Here is a 13988-nt window from a genome sequence, read left to right as displayed (position 1 = left end):
GGAAAGGCTTATGGCGACTGTAAAACGATGCAGCCAAAGTTTGCCTTTGGCTGCAATGAAATCAGTCTTTATGCCGGTTATCAGGCAGGAATATGGTCAACATCCCCAATAGTGGCAGGAAAGCACAGATTTTATAGACTAACTCGATGCTGGTGTGATCGGCGATAAGCCCCAGAACTGCCGCTCCCAGACCTCCCATGCCAAAAGCAAAACCGAAAAAGAGTCCAGAAACCATACCGATACGTCCTGGAAGCAGCTCCTGAGCGTAGACCAGAATGGCAGAGAATGCCGAAGCGAGGATAAATCCAATAATCACCGTTAAAACCCCCGTCCAGTGCAGGCTGGCGTAGGGTAAAATCAGCGTAAACGGCGCAACGCCGAGGATAGAGCCCCAAATCACATATTTCCGCCCAATTTTATCCCCTACAGGCCCGCCGATCACCGTACCTGCCGCAACGGCAAACAGGAAGGCAAACAGATGAAGCTGAGCATTCTGGATAGATAATCCGAATTTTTGCATCAGATAAAAGGTGTAATAGCTGCTGATGCTCGCCATATAGAAATATTTCGAGAAAATGAGGATTAACAGAATGCTGACCGCCAGTACAACTTTATTGCGCGGCAGTGGATTGATAATCGTCGCTTTGGGTTTTCCTTTATTCATTCGGTGCTGTGCCGAGTACCAACGGCTGATTTGCGCCAACACCACGATCGCCAGCAGTGCCGCAAGCACAAACCAGGCAACGTTGCCTTTGCCATAAGGCGCGATAATCACCGCCGCCAGCAAGGGTCCCAGGGAACTGCCAAAGTTGCCGCCGACCTGAAAGATAGATTGCGCCAGGCCATGCCGCCCGCCGGAAGCCATACGGGCCACGCGAGAAGATTCCGGATGAAAGACCGATGAACCGGTACCGACCAGCGCCGCCGCCAGCAGAACTGCGCCAAAACTGCCCGCCAGCGCAAGCAGCACCAGACCGCTTAAGGTAAAGCACATGCCAATTGGCAACGACCATGGCATCGGATATTTATCGGTCCAGTAGCCGACCACTGGTTGCAGTAGCGAAGAGGCGAGCTGGAAGGTGAGGGTTATCATGCCAATCTGCATAAATGTCAGAGAAAATTCTGACTGAAGCAGCGGATAAATCGCCAGAATCAGCGATTGGATCATGTCGTTCAGCAGATGTGAGAGGCTGATAGCACCTAAAATACCAAACGATGTTCGGGCCTTGGTCGTTGACGCAGCCGCGCCCGCCACAGGCTGGGGTTGTTCACTCATTGCCATAGGAAAGTCACTTTTTCAGGGTTGCGATGTAAAGAATGATCTTATTTGTGATTATTACCAGACTAACATACCTGTATGCGTCGTCTGAAGGAAGTCTCAACGCCGAATACAGAATTTCTAATCTGGATGCAGATTTATCTTCACCGGACGCAGACTTGTCTATGATGTCGCGTCATACTATTTTTCAACACGTTGAAATCAGGTCAGGGAGAGAAGTATGAAATTATTGCAGCGGGGCGTGGCGTTAGCGCTGTTAACCACATTTACACTGGCGAGTGAAACTGCTCTGGCGTATGAGCAGGATAAAACCTACAAAATTACAGTTCTGCATACCAATGATCATCATGGGCATTTTTGGCGCAATGAATATGGCGAATATGGTCTGGCGGCGCAAAAAACGCTGGTGGATGGTATCCGCAAAGAGGTTGCGGCTGAAGGCGGTAGCGTGCTGCTACTTTCCGGTGGCGACATTAACACTGGCGTGCCCGAGTCTGACTTACAGGATGCCGAACCTGATTTTCGCGGTATGAATCTGGTGGGCTATGACGCGATGGCGATCGGTAATCATGAATTTGATAATCCGCTCACCGTATTACGCCAGCAGGAAAAGTGGGCCAAGTTCCCGTTGCTTTCCGCGAATATCTACCAGAAAAGTACTGGCGAGCGCCTGTTTAAACCGTGGGCGCTGTTTAAGCGTCAGGATCTGAAAATTGCCGTTATTGGGCTGACAACCGATGACACAGCAAAAATTGGTAACCCGGAATACTTCACTGATATCGAATTTCGTAAGCCCGCCGATGAAGCGAAGCTGGTGATTCAGGAGCTGCAACAGACAGAAAAGCCAGACATTATTATCGCGGCGACCCATATGGGGCATTACGATAATGGTGAGCACGGCTCTAACGCACCGGGCGATGTGGAGATGGCACGCGCGCTGCCTGCCGGATCGCTGGCGATGATCGTCGGTGGTCACTCGCAAGATCCGGTCTGCATGGCGGCAGAAAACAAAAAACAGGTCGATTACGTGCCGGGTACGCCATGCAAACCAGATCAACAAAACGGCATCTGGATTGTGCAGGCGCATGAGTGGGGCAAATACGTGGGACGGGCTGATTTTGAGTTTCGTAATGGCGAAATGAAAATGGTTAACTACCAGCTGATTCCGGTGAACCTGAAGAAGAAAGTGACCTGGGAAGACGGGAAAAGCGAGCGCGTGCTTTACACTCCTGAAATCGCTGAAAACCAGCAAATGATCTCGCTGTTATCACCGTTCCAGAACAAAGGCAAAGCGCAGCTGGAAGTGAAAATAGGCGAAACCAATGGTCGTCTGGAAGGCGATCGTGACAAAGTGCGTTTTGTACAGACCAATATGGGGCGGTTGATTCTGGCAGCCCAAATGGATCGCACTGGTGCCGACTTTGCGGTGATGAGCGGAGGCGGAATTCGTGATTCTATCGAAGCAGGCGATATCAGCTATAAAAACGTGCTGAAAGTGCAGCCATTCGGCAATGTGGTGGTGTATGCCGACATGACCGGTAAAGAGGTGATTGATTACCTGACCGCCGTCGCGCAGATGAAGCCAGATTCAGGTGCCTACCCGCAATTTGCCAACGTTAGCTTTGTGGCGAAAGACGGCAAACTGAACGACCTTAAAATCAAAGGCGAACCGGTCGATCCGGCGAAAACTTACCGTATGGCGACATTAAACTTCAATGCCACCGGCGGTGATGGATATCCGCGCCTTGATAACAAACCGGGCTATGTGAATACCGGCTTTATTGATGCCGAAGTGCTGAAAGCGTATATCCAGAAAAGCTCGCCGCTGGATGTGAGTGTTTATGAACCGAAAGGTGAGGTGAGCTGGCAGTAATCCGAAAGTGCCGGATGTTTGCATCCGGCACAATGCTTAATCGCGGCGGGCGATATCAGCAAATTTGGCATCGAGGATCTTTGCCAGATCGCCTGCCGCCAGTTCGATATCCAGTCCGCGCTTGCCGCCGGAAACATAAATAGTGGCAAATTCTTGTGCGGGGGCGTCGATAATCGTTGGCAGACGTTTTTTCTGCCCCAGTGGGCTAATCCCCCCAACCAGGTATCCCGTCGAACGCTGCGCGACCATCGGATCGGCCATCTCAACTTTCTTGGCACCCAGCGCTTTTGCTACTTTTTTAAGATCCAGTTGACCTGCGACCGGCGTAACGGCCACGGCAAGGTGTTTCATATCACCGTTCACTGCCACCAGCAGCGTTTTGTAGACCTGATCCGGATTCAAACCTAATTTTTTGACGACTTCATCGCCAAAATTGGTTTCAGCCGGATCGTGCTCGTAGGTATGGATTTGAAACGAAATCTTGTTTTTTTCGAGTAATTTAACTGCGGGTGTCATGGTAATTTTCCTGCCTTAAACAAAAAAACGAAGCAAGCATACGCCTGATGGCGGTCCAAAAAAAAGAGTCATCTTGCCTAAGAGTATTGGCAGGATGGTGAGATTGAGCGACAATCGAGTTACACCGTCGCTTAAAGTGACGGCATAATAATAAAAAAATGAAATTCCTCTTTGACGGGCCAATAGCGATATTGGCCATTTTTTTAGCGCAACATTTGCGGCAAATTCCCTTCTCCATACAGGTGTAGTGCACCGACCGCGACCACATATCGCCCCGGCGGCATGGCGCGTAATTTATCCCGCCAGGCGAGATTTCGCTGATGCATCAGCACATCGTACAGCGACTGACTGAACGTATTGGGCAGCGTTATATCATTATTTTGCGGCGGTGCATTCAGCCACCAGCTCATCATTTGTTGCAGCAACCGTGCGTTGGTATGCCAGTGGGTCAGCGTATCGTCCAGCAGCGCCAGTCCTTTGTCAGGGAGCTGGAGCAACATGGCAATCTGGTTTTCAGCCCCTTCCAGTTCAATCACGGGTTTATGTTGTTGCTTCGCCGCCTGCAATAGCTGGTAATCGATACCGTATTCTGCCCGCAGCCCCAGTTTTTGTGCCTGCGTCGCCTGAAGAACCATCGCGATTTGCCACAGCGGTTGGGTAGAAAAGAGTGAGGGAGAAATGCCCATCTCCTGGCTAATGTGCTGCAGGTTTTGGAGTTGCTCCTCGCTAATGCGCTCTTCCAGCGCCTCGCAGGCAGGCAAATTAGCAAAAGGCGTATCGCTGGTGGAAACATCCGCCTCGACGATCAGCGCATCGGCGTTTTTGAGCTTTTTGAGCAAACGGGTGGGCAGGGGAGCCATATCGTGGCTACCCATATGAATACTGCCAATCAGATGAAAATGGCGATTGCCGGGGAGGGTGATATCGATGGCAGGCCAGGTGTAATGATTACCGCGCAGCGCGGCCCAAAGCGTTTTTACCCGGTACAACAGATCCATACGACCTCCCTTTGTGAAATATCATGCTAGCGCGCGGTGAGGGATGGCGCAAATGGAGTTGGAGACTTGTTTAATGTGTTTGTATGATTCAGTATGTTCTTGCATCGCTATTCACAAGGAAGCAACAGTTAAAAACCATGAAACAGGCAACAAGAAAACCGACGACACCCGGAGATATTCTTCTCTATGAATATCTGGAACCGCTCGATTTGAAAATCAATGAGTTAGCAGAGTTGCTGCATGTTCATCGTAATAGCGTCAGTGCACTGATCAATAACAATCGTAAACTCACTACTGAGATGGCATTTCGTCTGGCGAAAGTTTTTGATACCACAGTCGATTTTTGGCTAAACCTCCAGGCGGCGGTTGATCTTTGGGAAGTTGAAAACAACATGCGCACCCAGGAAGAATTGGGACGGATTGAAACAGTGGCTGAATATTTGGCACGCCGTGAAGAGCGTGCAAAAAAGGTCGCGTAAGGCCAAAACATCGCTTCATCTCGTAGGCCGGATAAGGCGTTCACGCCGCATCCGGCATCCGAGCACCATTGCCTGATGCGACGCTTACCCGTCTTATCAGGCCTACAAACTTGTGCCTGAACCGTAGGCCGGATAAGGCGTTTACGCCGCATCCGGCATCCGAGCACCATTGCCTGATGCGACGCTTACGCGTCTTATCAGGCCTACAAACCTGTGCCTGAACCGTAGGCCGGATAAGGCGTTTACGCCGCATCCGGCAGTCATGCGTCGATGCCAAATGCGCCACCCTAAAGCAGCGCATCCGCAATGATGTACTTATTCCTTCGGTTTAAACCGCAGCAACCGGTTGGCGTTACTCACTACGGTAATCGACGAGAGCGCCATTGCCGCTCCGGCAACTACCGGGTTAAGCAGTGTTCCAGTGAACGGCCACAAAATACCGGCGGCGACCGGAATACCGATACTGTTGTAGATAAACGCACCGAGCAGGTTCTGCTTCATGTTGTGCAGCGTTGCGCGGGAAATAGCGAGCGCATCCGCAACGCCCATCAGGCTATGGCGCATCAGGGTAATCGCCGCGGTTTCAATGGCAACATCACTGCCGCCACCCATCGCAATGCCGACATCCGCCTGAGCCAGCGCTGGCGCGTCGTTAATGCCGTCGCCCACCATTGCCACCTGACGTCCTTCACTTTGCAGATGTTTGATCGCTTCGGCTTTACCGTCCGGCAGCACCCCGGCGATCACCTCATCAATCCCTGCTTCTTTGGCGATCGCATTGGCGGTGGTTGGGTTATCCCCGGTCAACATCACCAGACGATATCCCGCTTTATGCAGGCGTTGCAGCGCCGCCACGCTATCACTACGCAACGGATCGCGTACTGCCAGCAGGGCTACCGCTTTCCCGTCAACCGCCAGCAGCACAGGCGTTGCCCCTTGCGATGCCTGAGCAGTAATCTCCGCTTCGATAGCTTTGGTACCAACCTGTTGCTCATTTAACAGCGCCTGATTGCCCAGCAATAACGCATGACCTTCAGCTTCACCGCTCACGCCCAGCCCGCGCAATGTGCGGAAACCGTTGACCTGCGGTAGCTGCATATCACCTGCTTTATCGAGGATCGCTCGTGCCAGCGGATGGCTGGAACCTTGCTCCAGTGCCGCCGCCAGACGCAATGCCTGCGCTTCATCAACATCAGCAAATGTTTTCACTGCGACAACCTGCGGCTTCCCTTCAGTCAGCGTCCCGGTTTTATCGAACACTACAGTGTCGAGTGTACTGGCGCGTTGCAGCGCGTCAGCGTCCCGCACCAGCACGCCAAACTCAGCCGCCCGCCCGACGCCGGAAATAATCGACATCGGCGTCGCCAGCCCCAGCGCACACGGACAGGCAATAATCAGTACCGTGGTGGCAATCACCAGGGTATAGACAATCTGCGGTGCCGGACCAAAGAAATACCAGATTGCCGCACTGACAAGCGCAATAACCACCACTACCGGCACAAATACGGCTGAGATTTTATCCGCCAGCTGACCGATTTCTGGCTTGCTGCTCTGGGCCTGGCGCACCATGCGAATGATTCGTGACAGCGTAGTATGGCTGCCAACCGCACTGGCACGAAACAGCACACTGCCGTCCTGTACCACTGTCCCGGCATGGACGCTATCGCCTTCGCCTTTTTGCTGCGGGATTGGTTCGCCCGTCAGCATCGCTTCATCCAGCCATGCTTCGCCCTGGGTAATCTCGCCATCTACCGGCACGCGATCGCCGGTCGTCAGGCGCAGCAACATACCTGGCTGCACTTCTGCCAGAGGCACGCTTTTTTCACCTTCGTCAGTAACCAGGCGTGCCGTCGGCGGGGTTAAATCGAGTAACTTTTCCAGCGCCTTAGAAGAACGCTGGCGTGCGCGCGCTTCCAGCATATGGCCGAGATTGATCAGACCGATAATCATCGCGCTGGCTTCGTAATAAAGATGTCGCGCTTCCATCGGGAACCACTGCGGCCACAGGTTGACGCTCATCGAATAGAGCCACGCCACGCCAGTACCCAGCGCCACCAGCGTATCCATCGTCGCCGCACCGTTCAGCAGGCTTTTCCATGCACTGCGGTAAAAATGGCCGCCGGCGAAAACCATCACTGCCAGGGTTATCAGGCCGATAACCAACCACAGGCTGCGGTTGTCAGCGGTGACCATCATGTTATCGCCGATCATCCCCCAGACCATCACCGGGATACCCACCGCCAGTGCGACAATTGCCTGCCAGCGGAAGCGCTTCATCGTAGCGACGGCGGTTTCTTGCTGGCGCTCGCGGCGTTTAGCGTCATCTTCAATCGCTTCCGCGCCGTAGCCCGCTTTTTCCACCGCCTGCACTAAATCTTGTGGGGAGGCACTGCCCATCACCAGCGCAGTACGCTCCGCCAGGTTTACCCGTGCCTGAGTGACGCCCGGTACGCTTTGCAGCGCATTTTGTACGCGGGTGACACAGCTGGCGCAGCTCATGCCGCTCAGCAGCAACTGCTGGCTGTCATCGTCATCGGCGGTCGCTGCCGGAAGCGCCTCAGAAACCGCTGTCAGTGCTTCCGACGGGATTGATGACTCCGCCAGCGGTTTAGCCTTTGGGTGGCTTACAGATGCGTCATAACCCGCTTGTTTGATGGTTTCGATCAGCTGTTCTGCACTGGCAGTCCCGGTAACGTGCGCTTCAGTGATAGACACATCCGCCTGCTCAACATCCGGACGCTGTTCAAGACTTTCTTTCACGCGTTTAACGCAGTGACCGCAGGACAGGCCGTCCAGGGTCAGGTCGATAGTTTGTGACATAAAACACTCCTTTAAGACAGTTTTGACTGGCTGTGATAAAGGTTAAACCTTCCAGCAAGGGGAAGGTCAAGAAATTAATAAACCAGGCGGGTAAAAGTCCGTAAAGATTAAAAAATCGGCTCGATTTGCATCAGGATTAGACATTTATCTCTTTGTTTTCCTGTAGTTAAGTTGCGGGTGCTAAGTTAAATCAGGATGCCTGAAAATCGGCACCGGGGTGAGGAATTACCTCCCGCATCTATAAAAAGGAGTTAACAAAAGATGTTAGATGCAAACAAATTACAGCAGGCAGTGGATCAGGCTTACACCCAATTTCACTCACTTAACGGCGGACAAAATGCCGATTACATTCCCTTTCTGGCGAATGTACCAGGTCAACTGGCGGCAGTGGCTATCGTGACCTGCGATGGCAACGTCTATAGTGCGGGTGACAGTGATTACCGCTTTGCACTGGAATCCATCTCGAAAGTCTGTACGTTAGCCCTTGCGTTAGAAGATGTCGGCCCGCAGGCGGTACAGGACAAAATTGGCGCTGACCCGACCGGATTGCCCTTTAACTCAGTTATCGCCTTAGAGTTGCATGGCGGCAAACCGCTTTCGCCACTGGTAAATGCTGGCGCTATTGCCACCACCAGCCTGATTAACGCTGAAAATGTTGAACAACGCTGGCAGCGAATTTTACATATCCAACAGCAACTGGCTGGCGAGCAGGTAGCGCTCTCTGACGAAGTCAACCAGTCGGAACAAACAACCAACTTCCATAACCGGGCCATAGCCTGGCTGCTGTACTCCGCCGGATATCTCTATTGTGATGCAATGGAAGCCTGTGACGTGTATACCCGTCAGTGCTCCACGCTCCTCAATACTATTGAACTGGCAACGCTTGGCGCGACGCTGGCGGCAGGTGGTGTGAATCCGTTGACGCATAAACGCGTTCTTCAGGCCGACAACGTGCCGTACATTCTGGCCGAAATGATGATGGAAGGGCTGTATGGTCGCTCCGGTGACTGGGCGTATCGTGTTGGTTTACCGGGCAAAAGCGGTGTAGGTGGCGGTATTCTGGCGGTCGTCCCTGGAGTGATGGGAATTGCCGCGTTCTCACCACCGCTGGACGAAGATGGCAACAGTGTTCGCGGTCAAAAAATGGTGGCATCGGTCGCTAAGCAACTCGGCTATAACGTGTTTAAGGGCTGATCATGATGAACACGGAAGGTAATAACGGTAACAAACCTCTCGGTCTATGGAACGTCGTTTCCATCGGCATTGGGGCAATGGTGGGGGCGGGGATCTTCGCGCTGCTGGGGCAGGCTGCATTGCTAATGGAAGCCTCGACCTGGGTCGCCTTTGCTTTTGGCGGTATTGTGGCGATGTTTTCCGGTTATGCCTATGCGCGTCTGGGGGCGAGCTATCCCAGCAATGGCGGCATTATCGACTTCTTTCGTCGCGGATTAGGCAACGGCGTCTTTTCGCTGGCGCTCTCGTTACTGTACCTGTTGACGCTGGCGGTGAGCATCGCCATGGTCGCCCGTGCTTTTGGCGCTTATGCCGTGCAGTTTTTGCATGAAGGCAGCCAGGAGGAGCACCTTATTTTGCTCTACGCGTTGGGGATCATTGCGGTGATGACGCTTTTCAACTCCTTAAGCAACCATGCGGTAGGGCGGCTGGAAGTGATCCTCGTCGGCATTAAAATGATGATCCTGTTATTGCTGATTATTGCCGGTGTCTGGTCGCTGCAACCGGCGCATATTTCCGTCTCTGCGCCCCCCAGCTCCGGTGCGTTCTTCTCCTGTATTGGGATAACTTTCCTTGCCTATGCGGGCTTTGGCATGATGGCGAACGCGGCGGATAAAGTGAAAGATCCGCAGGTCATTATGCCACGGGCGTTTCTGGTGGCGATTGGCGTTACCACGTTGCTTTATATCTCGCTGGCACTGGTTTTGCTTAGCGATGTATCGGCATTAGAGTTAGAAAAATATGCCGATACCGCCGTAGCGCAGGCTGCTTCTCCGCTGCTCGGGCATGTGGGTTATGTGATCGTCGTCATCGGCGCTTTACTGGCGACGGCTTCAGCCATTAACGCGAACCTGTTCGCCGTGTTTAACATCATGGACAACATGGGCAGCGAACGCGAACTGCCGAAGCTAATGAATAAATCCCTGTGGCGGCAGAGTACCTGGGGCAACATTATTGTCGTGGTGTTGATTATGCTGATGACGGCGGCACTGAATTTAGGCTCACTCGCCAGCGTTGCCAGCGCCACCTTTTTGATTTGCTACCTGGCGGTGTTTGTGGTGGCGATCCGCCTGCGTCATGATATTCACGCCTCGTTGCCGATTCTTATCGTTGGTACGTTGGTGATGTTGTTGGTGATCGTTGGCTTTATCTACAGTCTGTGGTCCCAGGGTAGCCGTGCGTTGATATGGATTATTGGCTCACTCTTACTCAGCCTTATTGTGGCAATGGTCATGAAGCGCAATAAAACCGTATAACATCTCTCTGTGCGCAGTACTTCCTGTATTATTGTGGTGGCGGTCGATATTCGCACTGGCAAAAAAACGTGCTTGAATATCTGTTGAAACCCTTTAACAAAGCACAGGAGGCGTTGCGCGAACGATGAACATCAGCGATGTAGCAAAAATTACCGGCCTGACCAGCAAAGCCATTCGCTTCTATGAAGAGAAGGGGCTGGTGACGCCGCCGATGCGCAGCGAAAACGGTTATCGCACCTACACGCAGCAGCATCTCAACGAACTGACCTTACTGCGCCAGGCACGGCAGGTGGGCTTTAACCTGGAAGAGAGCGGCGAGCTGGTGAATCTGTTTAACGACCCGCAGCGGCACAGCGCCGACGTCAAACGGCGCACGCTGGAGAAGGTGGCGGAGATCGAACGACACATTGAGGAGCTGCAATCCATGCGCGACCAGCTGCTGGCACTGGCGAATGCCTGCCCTGGCGATGACAGCGCCGACTGCCCGATTATCGAAAATCTCTCCGGCTGCTGTCATCATCGGGCAGGGTGATTAAGACGAGACGGCTCGGATATGTAGGGTTATTCCTTCTATCGCAATGACTTCAACATGCGTACCTGCACCGAGATCCTCGCTGGCGCTGACAGGCCATGAACTGTCACCGACGCGCATATGACCGCGCCCGTTGACCAGCGGAGATTCCAGCACAAAACGTCGGCCAATCAGCTGCTGCCCGCGCTGGTTTAAATGACTATCGCTGTGCTTTTGTTCGCGCACCCGCCGCGACAACCATTTCCACCACAGCCAGGCGGCGAGCAGCGTCAGGATGGCAAACATTACCCCTTGCCACTCCCAACCCAGCGGCACCAGCCAGACCACCAGGCCGGTAATCACCGCTGCCACGCCGCTCCACAACAAATAACCATTTCCGCCCAGCATCTCGGCTGCCAGCAGCAAACCGCCGAGACTGAGCCAGAAAATATGTGGATGAACGACCATTAACTCCATCATGGCTGAGTCCGTTTGTTGGCGCTGTCTTTCACCAGCTCGGCAATCCCGGCAATCGACCCCATCAGGCTGCTGGCCTCTAATGGCATCATCACTACTTTGCTGTTACTGGAGGAACCGATCTGCTGTAACGCTTCGGTGTATTTCTGCGCTACGAAGTAGTTCACCGCCTGAATATCACCGGAGGCGATAGCTTCAGACACCATTTTGGTGGCGCGGGCTTCTGCTTCGGCGGAACGTTCACGCGCTTCAGCCTGTAAAAACGCCGACTGACGTTCGCCTTCCGCTTTCAGGATTTGCGACTGTTTTTCACCTTCGGCTTTGAGGATTTCCGCCTGACGGATCCCTTCCGCTTCAAGAATGTAAGCGCGTTTGGTACGTTCCGCTTTCATCTGCGCGTTCATTGAAGAGATAAGCTCTGCCGGTGGGCGCACGTCGCGAATTTCAATACGGGTGACTTTAATCCCCCACGGGTTGGTGGCTTCATCGACAATACGCAGCAGGCGTGAGTTGATGCTGTCGCGCTGAGAGAGCATTTCGTCAAGTTCCATTGAACCCAGCACGGTACGGATGTTAGTCATGGTCAGGTTGATGATCGCCAGCTCCAGATTGCTGACTTCATAAGCCGCGCGCGGCGCGTCAATCACCTGAATAAAGCACACGGCGTCGATGGTAACGTTGGCGTTATCTTTCGAGATAACTTCCTGGGAAGGGATATCGAGCACTTGCTCCATCATATTGATCTTGCGACCAATGCGATCCATAAACGGCACCACCAGACTGAGCCCCGGCTGTAACGTTTTGGTATAGCGACCAAAGCGTTCTACTGTCCACTGATAGCCCTGCGGTACGATTTTGACACCCGCGCCGACAATGACCAGCGCGACAAAAATGAGAATCGGGATAAAGATAAGCATCGGAAAAACCTCCTGTTGTACCGTCCATAATCAGCAAAATTGCTGCTTGATTAAACAAATTATACCTGATTACTGAAAGAGAGTTCCCCCTTATTCCTGCGAAGGATAAACTGTTTTTAGTAAAAATCAGAAAAAGGGAACAGCGATGCAGGAAAATAGTCCTTTGCTTCAGCTACAAAACGTAGGATATCTGGCGGGTGATGCGAAGATTCTTAATAACATCAATTTTTCGCTGCGTGCTGGCGAATTTAAGTTAATTACCGGTCCTTCTGGTTGTGGCAAAAGTACGCTGCTAAAAATAGTTGCTTCATTGATCAGCCCAACCAGCGGAACGTTACTGTTTGAAGGTGAGGATGTCAGCACACTAAAGCCAGAAATCTACCGCCAACAAGTCTCTTACTGCGCCCAGACACCGACGCTGTTTGGCGATACGGTATACGATAATCTGATCTTTCCCTGGCAGATCCGTAACCGGCAGCCTGACCCAGCCATTTTTCTCGATTTTCTCGAACGCTTCGCCTTGCCGGACAGCATTTTGACGAAGAATATCGCCGAGCTATCTGGTGGTGAAAAACAACGCATCTCATTGATTCGTAACCTGCAATTTATGCCGAAGGTTTTATTGCTGGATGAAATAACCAGTGCGCTGGATGAAAGTAATAAACATAACGTCAATGAGATGATCCATCGTTATGTGCGCGAGCAAAATATTGCCGTGCTGTGGGTGACACACGATAAAGACGAAATTAATCATGCGGATAAAGTGATTACACTGCAACCGCATGCCGGAGAAATGCAGGAAGCACGCTATGAACTCGCATAATATTACTAACGAATCATTAGCACTGGCATTAATGCTGGTGGTGGTGGCAATCTTAATTAGCCATAAAGAAAAACTGGCGCTGGAGAAAGATATTCTCTGGAGCGTCGGGCGAGCGATAATTCAGCTGATTATTGTCGGCTATGTGCTGAAGTATATTTTCAGCGTGGATGATGCCAGCCTGACATTATTGATGGTGTTATTTATCTGCTTTAATGCGGCGTGGAACGCGCAAAAACGCAGTAAATATATTGCTAAAGCTTTTATCTCATCGTTTATTGCCATTACGGTCGGGGCGGGAATTACCCTGGCGGTGCTGATTCTCTCAGGGTCGATTGAATTTATCCCGATGCAGGTGATCCCTATCGCCGGGATGATTGCCGGTAACGCCATGGTAGCGGTGGGGTTGTGTTACAACAATTTAGGGCAACGGGTCATTAGCGAACAGCAACAGATTCAGGAGAAACTGAGTCTTGGTGCGACGCCGAAGCAGGCTTCAGCGATATTGATTCGCGACAGTATTCGCGCGGCTTTAATTCCGACGGTCGATTCAGCAAAAACGGTTGGCTTAGTGAGTTTACCAGGAATGATGTCCGGGCTGATATTTGCCGGGATTGATCCGGTGAAGGCGATTAAATATCAGATTATGGTGACCTTTATGCTGCTCTCAACCGCCAGCTTGTCGACCATTATTGCCTGCTATTTAACCTATCGTAAGTTTTATAATTCGCGCCACCAGTTGGTGGTGACGCAATTGAAGAAGAAATGATGCGATGCCGGATGCGCAGCATCGCATCCGGCGTTGTGGT

The 13988-nt window shown here is 52.2% G+C and carries 13 protein-coding genes and 1 pseudogene; 8 read left to right on the top strand and 6 right to left on the bottom strand.

Annotation, left to right across the window (positions count from 1 at the left end; genetic code table 11):
• Nucleotides 1-61: 61 nt before the first annotated feature.
• Nucleotides 62-1282, bottom strand: coding sequence for a fosmidomycin MFS transporter (gene fsr / locus KXD89_RS16405; protein ID WP_001251608.1), 1221 nt, complete (start codon nucleotides 1280-1282; stop codon nucleotides 62-64).
• 217 nt (nucleotides 1283-1499) lie between these two features.
• Between fsr and ushA the strand changes: the two genes are divergently transcribed.
• Nucleotides 1500-3152, top strand: coding sequence for a bifunctional UDP-sugar hydrolase/5'-nucleotidase (gene ushA / locus KXD89_RS16400; protein WP_000771748.1), 1653 nt, complete (start codon nucleotides 1500-1502; stop codon nucleotides 3150-3152).
• Between the two features lie 36 nt (nucleotides 3153-3188).
• Here ushA and ybaK read toward each other — a convergent pair whose 3' ends face one another.
• Together ybaK and KXD89_RS16390 are read right to left on the bottom strand one after the other, a co-directional pair.
• Nucleotides 3189-3668 (bottom strand): Cys-tRNA(Pro)/Cys-tRNA(Cys) deacylase YbaK, encoded by a 480-nt coding sequence (ybaK, locus tag KXD89_RS16395; protein WP_000186631.1) that lies wholly within the window; start codon nucleotides 3666-3668, stop codon nucleotides 3189-3191.
• Nucleotides 3669-3871: 203 nt separating this feature from the next.
• Nucleotides 3872-4666: a TraB/GumN family protein gene (locus KXD89_RS16390; protein WP_000365173.1), complete on the bottom strand. Its 795-nt coding sequence runs from the start codon at nucleotides 4664-4666 to the stop codon at nucleotides 3872-3874.
• 137 nt (nucleotides 4667-4803) lie between these two features.
• Here KXD89_RS16390 and KXD89_RS16385 point away from each other — a divergent pair, with 137 nt between their 5' ends.
• On the top strand, nucleotides 4804-5145 hold the full coding sequence (locus KXD89_RS16385; protein ID WP_000806442.1) for a HigA family addiction module antitoxin: 342 nt from the start codon (nucleotides 4804-4806) through the stop codon (nucleotides 5143-5145).
• A gap of 315 nt (nucleotides 5146-5460) precedes the next feature.
• Here KXD89_RS16385 and copA read toward each other — a convergent pair whose 3' ends face one another.
• Nucleotides 5461-7965 carry a copper-exporting P-type ATPase CopA gene (copA, locus tag KXD89_RS16380; protein ID WP_000083955.1) on the bottom strand — a complete coding sequence of 835 codons (2505 nt, stop codon included), beginning with the start codon at nucleotides 7963-7965 and terminating at the stop codon, nucleotides 5461-5463.
• Nucleotides 7966-8226: 261 nt separating this feature from the next.
• Here copA and glsA point away from each other — a divergent pair, with 261 nt between their 5' ends.
• The 4 genes and pseudogenes from glsA to cueR all read left to right on the top strand — a co-directional run bounded on the left by glsA (nucleotide 8227) and on the right by cueR (nucleotide 10986).
• Nucleotides 8227-9159, top strand: a complete 933-nt coding sequence (gene glsA / locus KXD89_RS16375; protein WP_000883034.1) for a glutaminase A — start codon at nucleotides 8227-8229, stop codon at nucleotides 9157-9159.
• Between the two features lie 2 nt (nucleotides 9160-9161).
• The gene (locus tag KXD89_RS16370; protein ID WP_000982172.1) at nucleotides 9162-10454 is read left to right on the top strand and encodes an APC family permease; all 1293 of its coding nucleotides are present in this window, start codon (nucleotides 9162-9164) and stop codon (nucleotides 10452-10454) included.
• A gap of 30 nt (nucleotides 10455-10484) precedes the next feature.
• Nucleotides 10485-10582: pseudogene (locus tag KXD89_RS22330) on the top strand (hypothetical protein); the annotation flags it as partial.
• Nucleotides 10579-10986: a Cu(I)-responsive transcriptional regulator gene (gene cueR, locus KXD89_RS16365; RefSeq protein ID WP_001026747.1), complete on the top strand. Its 408-nt coding sequence runs from the start codon at nucleotides 10579-10581 to the stop codon at nucleotides 10984-10986. The pseudogene KXD89_RS22330 and the gene cueR, both read left to right, overlap by 4 nt.
• Here cueR and KXD89_RS16360 read toward each other — a convergent pair whose 3' ends face one another.
• Both KXD89_RS16360 and KXD89_RS16355 read right to left on the bottom strand, forming a co-directional pair.
• Nucleotides 10987-11445 carry an NfeD family protein gene (locus KXD89_RS16360; RefSeq protein ID WP_000970323.1) on the bottom strand — a complete coding sequence of 153 codons (459 nt, stop codon included), beginning with the start codon at nucleotides 11443-11445 and terminating at the stop codon, nucleotides 10987-10989.
• Nucleotides 11442-12359 carry an SPFH domain-containing protein gene (locus KXD89_RS16355; protein WP_000904502.1) on the bottom strand — a complete coding sequence of 306 codons (918 nt, stop codon included), beginning with the start codon at nucleotides 12357-12359 and terminating at the stop codon, nucleotides 11442-11444. The genes KXD89_RS16360 and KXD89_RS16355 overlap by 4 nt, the downstream gene beginning before the upstream one ends.
• Nucleotides 12360-12504: 145 nt before the next feature.
• On the opposite strand from KXD89_RS16355, the gene fetA reads away from it, so the two are divergent.
• Nucleotides 12505-13182 (top strand): iron ABC transporter ATP-binding protein FetA, encoded by a 678-nt coding sequence (fetA, locus tag KXD89_RS16350; protein WP_001157540.1) that lies wholly within the window; start codon nucleotides 12505-12507, stop codon nucleotides 13180-13182.
• On the top strand, nucleotides 13169-13948 hold the full coding sequence (gene fetB, locus KXD89_RS16345; protein ID WP_001295323.1) for an iron export ABC transporter permease subunit FetB: 780 nt from the start codon (nucleotides 13169-13171) through the stop codon (nucleotides 13946-13948). Before fetA ends, fetB begins: the two co-directional genes overlap by 14 nt.
• The last annotated feature ends 40 nt before the right edge of the window (nucleotides 13949-13988 follow it).

Origin of the sequence: Escherichia sp. TC-EC600-tetX4, from assembly GCF_019356055.1 — a bacterium.
Taxonomy (GTDB): Bacteria; Pseudomonadota; Gammaproteobacteria; order Enterobacterales; family Enterobacteriaceae.
The sequence above is the reverse complement of the archived record's forward strand: the minus strand, read 5'-3'. Positions and strand labels throughout refer to the sequence as shown.

Coding starts and splice junctions, on each gene's coding strand:
- cueR (WP_001026747.1), top strand. CDS start 10,579: ATGAACATCAGCGATGTAGCAAAAATTACCGGCCTGACCAGCAAAGCC.
- KXD89_RS16385 (WP_000806442.1), top strand. CDS start 4,804: ATGAAACAGGCAACAAGAAAACCGACGACACCCGGAGATATTCTTCTC.
- ushA (WP_000771748.1), top strand. CDS start 1,500: ATGAAATTATTGCAGCGGGGCGTGGCGTTAGCGCTGTTAACCACATTT.
- fsr (WP_001251608.1), bottom strand. CDS start 1,282: ATGGCAATGAGTGAACAACCCCAGCCTGTGGCGGGCGCGGCTGCGTCA.
- KXD89_RS16360 (WP_000970323.1), bottom strand. CDS start 11,445: ATGATGGAGTTAATGGTCGTTCATCCACATATTTTCTGGCTCAGTCTC.
- fetA (WP_001157540.1), top strand. CDS start 12,505: ATGCAGGAAAATAGTCCTTTGCTTCAGCTACAAAACGTAGGATATCTG.
- KXD89_RS16390 (WP_000365173.1), bottom strand. CDS start 4,666: ATGGATCTGTTGTACCGGGTAAAAACGCTTTGGGCCGCGCTGCGCGGT.
- KXD89_RS16355 (WP_000904502.1), bottom strand. CDS start 12,359: ATGCTTATCTTTATCCCGATTCTCATTTTTGTCGCGCTGGTCATTGTC.
- glsA (WP_000883034.1), top strand. CDS start 8,227: ATGTTAGATGCAAACAAATTACAGCAGGCAGTGGATCAGGCTTACACC.
- KXD89_RS16370 (WP_000982172.1), top strand. CDS start 9,162: ATGATGAACACGGAAGGTAATAACGGTAACAAACCTCTCGGTCTATGG.
- ybaK (WP_000186631.1), bottom strand. CDS start 3,668: ATGACACCCGCAGTTAAATTACTCGAAAAAAACAAGATTTCGTTTCAA.
- copA (WP_000083955.1), bottom strand. CDS start 7,965: ATGTCACAAACTATCGACCTGACCCTGGACGGCCTGTCCTGCGGTCAC.
- fetB (WP_001295323.1), top strand. CDS start 13,169: ATGAACTCGCATAATATTACTAACGAATCATTAGCACTGGCATTAATG.